Origin of the sequence: Chelativorans petroleitrophicus (assembly GCF_025398195.1) — a bacterium.
Classification (GTDB): Bacteria; Pseudomonadota; Alphaproteobacteria; order Rhizobiales; family Rhizobiaceae; genus Chelativorans; species Chelativorans petroleitrophicus.
In genome coordinates, this window is record NZ_JAODNV010000022.1 from 38,310 (window position 1) to 46,193 (window position 7,884).

Sequence of the window (7,884 nt, forward strand, 5' to 3'; positions counted from 1 at the left end):
TCAGCGCGGGGCGCGCTTGGCCAGAATCCGCTGCAGCGTGCGCCGGTGCATGTTGAGGCGGCGCGCGGTCTCCGAAACGTTGCGGTCACACATCTCGTACACGCGCTGGATATGCTCCCACCGCACCCGGTCGGCCGACATGGGATTTTCGGGCGGCTCGGCCTTCTCGTCCGGTTTGCGCATGAGCGCATTATAGATGTCGTCCGCGTCGGCAGGCTTCGCGAGATAATCGATCGCGCCGAGCTTCACGGCGGTGACGGCCGTTGCGATATTGCCGTAACCGGTCAGGATGATCGCGCGCGCGTCCTCGCGCCGCTCGCGAATGGCGGCGACGACGTCGAGGCCGTTCCCGTCACCAAGCCGCATGTCGATTACGGCGAAGGCGGGCGGGTTGGCTTTCACCTTGGCGATCGCCTCTTCCACGGATTCGGCCGTTTCTACGCGGAAGCCGCGGCCTTCCATGGCACGTGCTAGCCGGGCCAGAAACGGCCGGTCATCCTCGACGATAAGTAGCGTGCGCTCCCCCGCGGGAAGGGGATGAGCCTGTTCTGTCGCTGTAGCGTTCATCGGCTGTCTGCCCTTTCATCTTCAAACTTAGGCGGTTGCGCCGCGTTTTTCCAGTCTTTCCCCTGGCCGGACGAAAGCGCCCTCCCCAGCCAGGAACCTTTCCCGCGGCCAGCGGATGTCCACCGTGGCGCCCTTGCCCTCTCCGCCAGCATTGGCGAATTCGATCGTGGCGCCGGAACGCTCGAGCAGCGTCTTGGCAATGAAAAGCCCCAATCCCAACCCGCCGCCGCCTGTTCCCTGAAGCTGCCGTCGCGACATATAGGGTTCGCCGATCCGGTCGATGATCTCGGCGGGAAAGCCCGGCCCGTCGTCGGTGATCACAATCCGCACAGTCTCATCGTTCCACCACCATTTGATGGTGACCTGTGACCGGGCAAAATCGACGGCGTTCTCCACCAGATTGCCGAGGCCATAGAGAACGCCCGGATTGCGCCGGCCGACGGGCTCAGGACCCGATACCTCACCCGGCTCCATCCGGATCTCGATGCCGAAATCGCGGTGAGGTGCCACCGTTTCCTCGATAAGGGAGGTGAGCGGCAAGCGCGCCAGATGCTCCTCGCCCTGCGAGGAAAGGCTGGTCAGCCGCTTCAGGATCTCGCGGCAGCGCTCGCTTTGGGAGCGCAGAAGCGTGACGTCCTCGCGAAAGCGCGGATCCTCGCCCAGCGCCTTTTCCATTTCCCGCGCCACCAGAGCGATGGTCGCAAGGGGCGTGCCGAGCTCATGCGCGGCCGCGGCAGCCAACCCGTCCAGGGCAGAGATGTGCTGCTCGCGCTGCAGCACCAGTTCCGTCGCCGTCAGCGCGTTGGCGAGAAGCCGTGCCTCCTCCGCCACGCGATAGGCATAGATGCCGGTGAAGGTAATCGAGGAGACGATGGCGATCAGCATGCCAACCACGTAGACCAGCGGCATGGCAAGTTCGGTTCCGGGATACCACGGCAGCGGCAGGTGGAAGACCGCAAGCAGGCAGGTAAGCCCGATCGCATACACGCCGAGCAGCGCGGTCCAAAGCAGCGGCAGCGAGGTCGCGGAGATCACCACCGGCACGGTCATAAGCAGCGAGAAGGGGTTGGTGAGCCCCCCGGTCAGGAACAGGAGTCCTGCAAGCTGCGAAGCGTCGAATGTGAGGATGGCAAGCGCCGCGAGCGGCGGCAGCAAATGGGCGCCCGGATAGCGGAATGTCAGATAGAGATTGAGCCAGGCGGACGCCGCGATCAGGGCGAAGCACGGCGCAATCGGCAGCGGAAAGCCCATCACAAAGGCCACCACCATAACAGCCGCGCTCTGGCCGACGATGGCAAGCCACCTGAGGCGGATCAGCGTGGACAGCCGCAGGCTGCGGCTGTAGCGGGTGTTGGGCGCTCTCAGTTCCTCAAGCATGTCAAGGCTTCTACAGCAAGCGGCACTCCGGTGGAAACGGCAAAGCCGGCATATAGCTCCGGATACTCATTTCACCCGCGGTTTCGCCCGGCGCGTGGGCAACGCCGCCGCAGGGTCCTCCGGCCACACATGCTTGGGATAGCGTCCGCGCATTTCGGCTCGCACGTCCGCCCAAGAGCCGCGCCAGAAGCCGGGCAGATCGCGCGTCTTCTGGATCGGCCGGTGCGCCGGCGACAAAAGCTCCAAGGTGAGCGGAATACCGTGACCTATCGCCGGGTGCTTGGTAAGGCCGAACAGCTCCTGCACCCGGATTGCGAGGATTGCCTCGCCGTTTTCGTAACGGATCGGAACCCTGCTGCCGGTTGGCGCCTCGTAGTGGCTGGGGGCTTCGGCATCGAGGCGCCTCTGCAATTCGTAAGGCACCAGCGCCATGAGCCCGTCCGCCAGCGCACGGCTGGAGATTGCCGAAATGGTTGCCTCGCCATTGAGGAAGGGCAGCAGCCATTCCTCGAGCTGGGCAAGCAGCGCCTCCTCCGACACGTCCGGCCAGGGCGCGCCCTGGGTGCGGTGGAGGAAGGCAAGCCGCGCCCTTAGCCCCTCTGTCTCCTTGTGCCAGGGCAGGATGCCTGTCCCGTGGGCACGCACGGCTTCAAGCAGCGCGCGATCCGCAGCCTCGCCCTTAGGCGGAGGCAGGGTGCGTTCCGACAGCACGATGGCCCCGAGCCGCCGCCTCTCGCGCTGCCGGACGATACCTTTTTCGCTGTCGAAAAAGGTTTCCATCTGCGTTTCGATGCTGTGGCCAAGGCCCGTCAGCAGCTCTTCCTCGCTGATCGCTGCGGCGGCGGTGATGCGCGCATTGCGCGCCTGCCCTTGCAGATCGGCTACGACGAGATAGCGCTCCCCGGCCAGCCGCTCGGCGGGATCGAGAATGCCGCCCCGACCATTGGCAAGCACGAACCGGCCATACTCCCCGCGCGCGCTGGCGACCCGGTCGGGCCACGCGTGCAACAGAAGTGGGCCTGCCCTTGAAGGCGCTTCATCCTGCCTGCCGCCCGCCATCTGCGCGAGCCGCGCGGCAAGCGCCCGCGCCGCCTGCGCGCGGGGGCCACGCTCGGTGCTGAAGCGGGAAAGCCGTTCATCGAGATCGACTCTGTTGCCGCCCAGCCCGCGTTCGGACAGGATGATGGCGAGCTCCGCCGCCGTTTTTGCCTGGTCGGTTCGGGCGGCCACGGCCACCATATGCGCAAGCCGTACGGGCAGGGCCAGACGGCGGACCGCAGCGCCTTCCTCCGTCAGCCGTCCCGCCTCGTCCAGCGCTCCCAGGGTTTCGAGCAGCGTCCGGGCCTCCTTGAGCGCCGGTGCAGGCGGCGGATCGAGAAAAGGAAGCTTCGTCGGATCGGTCACGCCGAAGGCAGCGCAGTCGAGCACGAGGCCGGAAAGGTCGGCCTCGAGGATTTCCGGCGGCGTGAAGGCCGGGAGGGCCGCCGTCTGTTCCTTGCGCCACAGGCGCAGGGCCGTGCCTGGCGCCGTGCGCCCCGCGCGGCCAGCGCGCTGATCGGCCGAAGCGCGCGAGACGCGCACCGTCTCAAGCCGTGTCAGCCCGGTGCCGGGCTCGTATTTGGGAAGCCGTGACAGGCCGCTGTCCACCACCGCCGTCACCCCGTCGATGGTCACGGACGTCTCCGCGATCGAGGTGGCCAGCACCACCTTGCGCCTGCCGGGCAGAGCGGGGCGGATGGCCGCGTCCTGGGCCGCTCCGTCCAGACCACCGTGCAGCGGCATCAGATCGACATCGGCGGGCAGGCGATCGCGAAGCAGCGCCTCGGTGCGCGCGATCTCCCGCTGGCCGGGAAGGAAGGCGAGGATGCTGCCGCTCTGCTCGTTGAGCAGTCTGCGCACGGCAGCGGCCACCGCCGCTTCCACGGGCATTTCGGGCGGACGCTCGGCATACTGGATGTCGACGGGGAAGCTGCGGCCCGCGCTTTCCAGCACCGGCGCACCGCCCAGCAAACCGGCCACGCGCGCGCCATCGAGCGTAGCGGACATGACGAGAAGACGTAGGTCGGGCCGCAACGCGCCCTGCACGTCAAGCGCGAGCGCCAGCGCAAAATCGCCATCAAGCGAACGCTCATGAAACTCGTCGAAAATGATGGCCGACACGTCTTCGAGGCCCGGATCGTCGATGAGCATTCGCGCGGCAACGCCCTCCGTGACCACCAGGATGCGCGTATCCGCCGATATCCTGCGTTCCATGCGCATGGCATAGCCCACGGTCCTGCCGGGCTCTTCGCCGAGCAGGGCGGCCATCCGCCTTGCCGCCGCGCGGGCGGCAAGGCGGCGCGGCTCCAGGAGGACGATGCGACCTTTGCGGCTCCATTCCGCCCCAAGAAGCGCGAGCGGCACGAGCGTGGTTTTGCCTGCACCCGGCGGGGCAACCAGCACGGCCTTGCCCCGCGCGCGAAGGACCTCTTCGAGTGCGGGCAGCACGGCGGTGACGGGCAGGTCAGGCAGCTTGTTCAAGGTCATGGCAATCGGTCTGAGCGCGCCCGAATATCAGCAGCCGGACGGAAATGACAATGTTCCCGCACTTCCATGGGGTCAAAGCACTATGCCGAATACTCGCTCGGCTGATATTCGCTTGACAGGCGGACGAGGCAGGTCAGCCCTAAATCACTGCCTACCAAGGCACGAACAGGCACCGAGGCGGGCACTACCAAGCCGCTGCGCGAAACTTCAATCGCGAGTCCGGTCCGATCCATCGCATTGCCGTCGCGCCGGTGGTGGAGCGGCGGGTGGAGAGACCGTAAGTGGCAGGGCTAGTTCACCTCAACCTCCCCCTTCACTCGACCCGGCGCGGGCACTGCACGCAGGCCCCGCATTTCCGTCCTCACGCGAGGCGCAACCATACCCCGGCAACGCACTGCCCTATGCCGCTTGCGCCAGCCTCTCTCCCGGTATCCGGTAGGAGATCGCCTCGGCCAGGTGGATACGGCCCACCCGTTCCACGCCCTCCAAATCGGCAAGCGTGCGCGCCACCTTGAGCACGCGGTGATAGGCGCGGGCCGAAAGTCCGAACTTCTCGCTCGCATCCTCGATGAGCGCGAGTCCCGCGGCATCGGGCGCCGCAACCTGCTCCACCAGTGCCGCCGGGCAGCGCGCATTGATCGTGGAACCCGGCAGGCCGAGCGCAGCATAGCGCTCCTTCTGGATTTCCCGAGCACGCGCCACACGTTGCGCCACGGCTGCGCTTGCCTCCGCACGCGACGGCCGGATCAGGTCCCCTGCCGACACCGCCGGCACATCGATGCGCAGATCGATGCGGTCAAGCAGCGGGCCGGAGATGCGCGCCTGATAGTCCGCCTGACAGCGCGGCCCTCTGGCACAGCGATGCCCCGGCTCGCCCGCCATGCCGCAGCGGCAGGGGTTCATGGCCGCCACGAGCTGGATCTGCGCCGGATAGCTCACGCGATGGTTGGCCCGCGCGATCACGCATTCGCCGGTCTCCAGTGGCTGGCGCAGGGAATCGAGCACCTGCGGCGTGAACTCCGGCAATTCGTCGAGAAAAAGCACGCCATGATGAGCAAGCGAGACCTCTCCCGGCCGCGCGCGCAGGCCACCCCCCACCATTGCCGCCATGGAGGCCGAATGATGGGGCGCGCGGAACGGGCGCCGGTCCGAAAGGCGTCCATCGGCCAGTTCGCCAGCGATCGAGGCGATCATCGATACTTCCAGCAGCTCCTTCGGCGAAAGCGGCGGCAGGATCGACGGCAGCCGCTGCGCCAGCATGGATTTCCCCGCGCCGGGCGGCCCCACCATCAGAAAGTTATGATACATTAATATACGAGCAGAGAGAATGAGTCCGACATGGCAAAGGTATATTCCTACATCCGTTTTTCCACGCCTGAGCAGGCGAGGGGCGATTCCTTGCGACGGCAAATTGAAGCAGCCGAAGCGTGGTGCAAAGAGCGTGATCTTGCTTTGGATGACACACTTAGCGACTTAGGCCTTTCAGCTTATGACGGCGCGAACCATACTATCGGGGCCCTGCGAAGATTCCTCGATCTAGTAGAATCTGGCCAGATCGACCGCGGCTCTTATCTCATTGTGGAAAGCTTGGACCGTCTTTCTCGCGAGACTGTTATTGACGCTGCATCTCGGCTTCTTGACTTGATTCGAGCCGGCATCACAGTTGTCACTTTATCCGATGGCCAGGAGTACTCTGCCGAACGTCTCCGAGGTGACTGGACACCGCTGATCATTTCACTAGCCGTTATGGCACGCGCTCACGACGAGAGCCGCATAAAATCCGAGCGTGTCGGCCAAGCGTGGCGAAGAAAGAAAGAAGCGGCCCGTTCCGAAAAGAAGCCACTAACCCGGCGCTGCCCGGAGTGGCTGCAGCTTGTTGACGGGAGATTTATTGAACGGCCTGATCGCGTGGCAATTGTGCGTCGGATATTTCAGGAGACAATTGAGGGAGCAGGCCGACGAGAAATTGCCCGCCGTCTGAATGCGGAAGGTATCCCGCCTTTTCGGGGCAAAAATGGGTGGCAGACGTCGAGTATCGCGAAGATCATCGAGAGTCGAGCTGTGTTAGGTGAGTATCAGCCCCACAGTGGCACTCACAAGGCGCGGAACCGAAAACCGGATGGAGACTCCATTTCGGATTACTATCCATGCATCATTGACGAGCAGACGTTCTGGCGGGCGCAAGCTGCTGTTCAAGAGCGACGGAAGGATGCGTCTGGGAGAAAAGGAAATGTTGTCCATTTGCTTCAAGGACTGGGGCGTTGCGGTATCTGCCGCAGTCCGATGCACATCGTCAATAAGGGACGCCTCCCGAAAGGAGGCGTCTATCTTTGCTGCTCTAGCAACCTAAGAAACACGGGCTGCACCAATTCGCGCCGATGGCGTGTCGAGAAACTGGAAGTGGCTGTCTTGACCGGATTGGGTTTCCTTGAAGTCGGCGCGTTCGCTCCCTTAGATGAGGATGCTTCCAAGGCAACTGATAAAGTTGCTGCTCTTCAAGCGGAGCTAGCCGATGCCGAGGAGCGGCGCAAACGTCTTCTTGCCCTCGTCGAGACAGGTGATGACGCAGCCGTCGAACGCTTCACGGCAGTGGCAAATGAAGTCAAGGCTTTGAGAAAAAGACTTCGCAAGGCTGAGGAAGAGGCATCGAAACTCGCCGCAGACCCAGGGCTCGTTCGACGCCTCACTGACGTGGCAGACCTCACTCGGCGAATCGAAAGTTCATATGACCCAGAAGGTCGAAGAGCCCTCAGGATTCGGCTTTCCAATCTTATTCGGGGTTTGATTGAACGTATAATTTGTCGCCCTGACATTGGTGCCGTCATGGTTCTGAAACCGCGTCTTGGGCCGCGCTTCTTGGCGGGGGTGGCACCCTTCGCTTGTCGGGGAGAGAAAGGTATTTGGACAATGCTTCTTGAGGCGGAAGCTGATAAACAGACGGTGGATTTATTTTTTAGCTTGTCGGCAGACACCTGGGAGTGGAAGCAGGACTGATCAGATAAGAGTGGAGTTCCTACGCAGCACCTAATCTGCCGCCAGAATCATCCATAGCCAATTACGATCCTCCATTTGGATGCCGCGTCCCCGTGATCGGTTGGGAGACGAGCGAGCAGCTTCGTCATCGACAGCGACAGTACCCGACAAGTTCTGGTCTGCCTCCCGAGAATGCCCTCGAATCGTGTTGGAATTTTCCGCGCCATTTCCTGGCTGGGAGTGGAGCGGAAGTGATCAAGGCATCGCAGTTCACGGACGCGCAGAAGGCGTTCATCATCAAGCAGGGTGAGGACGGGACGACGGTGGCGGAGATCTGCCGGAAGGCGGAGATCAGCCAGGCGACCTACTTCAACTGGAAGAAGAAGTATTCCGGCATGATGCCGTCGGAGATGAAGCGGCTGCGCGAGCTTGAGCAGGAGA

At 63.7% G+C, this 7,884-nt stretch carries 5 protein-coding genes and 1 pseudogene; 2 read left to right on the forward strand and 4 right to left on the reverse strand.

The genetic code is table 11. The annotated features are described in order from the left end of the window. The 4 genes and pseudogenes from NYR54_RS17245 to NYR54_RS17260 form a co-directional block, all read right to left on the reverse strand. Entirely contained in the window at positions 1 to 567 is a 567-nt protein-coding gene (locus NYR54_RS17245; protein ID WP_261516961.1) for an ActR/PrrA/RegA family redox response regulator transcription factor, read from the reverse strand. Between the two features lie 27 nt (positions 568 to 594). After that, positions 595 to 1,944: an ActS/PrrB/RegB family redox-sensitive histidine kinase gene (locus NYR54_RS17250; RefSeq protein ID WP_261516962.1), complete on the reverse strand. Its 1,350-nt coding sequence runs from the start codon at positions 1,942 to 1,944 to the stop codon at positions 595 to 597. A gap of 66 nt (positions 1,945 to 2,010) precedes the next feature. Beyond that, positions 2,011 to 4,470, reverse strand: a complete 2,460-nt coding sequence (gene hrpB / locus NYR54_RS17255) for an ATP-dependent helicase HrpB (RefSeq protein ID WP_261516963.1) — start codon at positions 4,468 to 4,470, stop codon at positions 2,011 to 2,013. Between the two features lie 399 nt (positions 4,471 to 4,869). After that, positions 4,870 to 5,772: pseudogene (locus NYR54_RS17260) on the reverse strand (YifB family Mg chelatase-like AAA ATPase); the annotation flags it as partial. Positions 5,773 to 5,808: 36 nt separating this feature from the next. On the opposite strand from NYR54_RS17260, the gene NYR54_RS17265 reads away from it, so the two are divergent. Together NYR54_RS17265 and NYR54_RS17270 are read left to right on the forward strand one after the other, a co-directional pair. Beyond that, positions 5,809 to 7,464, forward strand: coding sequence for a recombinase family protein (locus tag NYR54_RS17265; protein ID WP_051469253.1), 1,656 nt, complete (start codon positions 5,809 to 5,811; stop codon positions 7,462 to 7,464). A gap of 233 nt (positions 7,465 to 7,697) precedes the next feature. After that, positions 7,698 to 7,884 (forward strand): transposase (locus NYR54_RS17270; protein WP_261516964.1); only part of this gene is annotated, 187 nt, incomplete at its 3' end.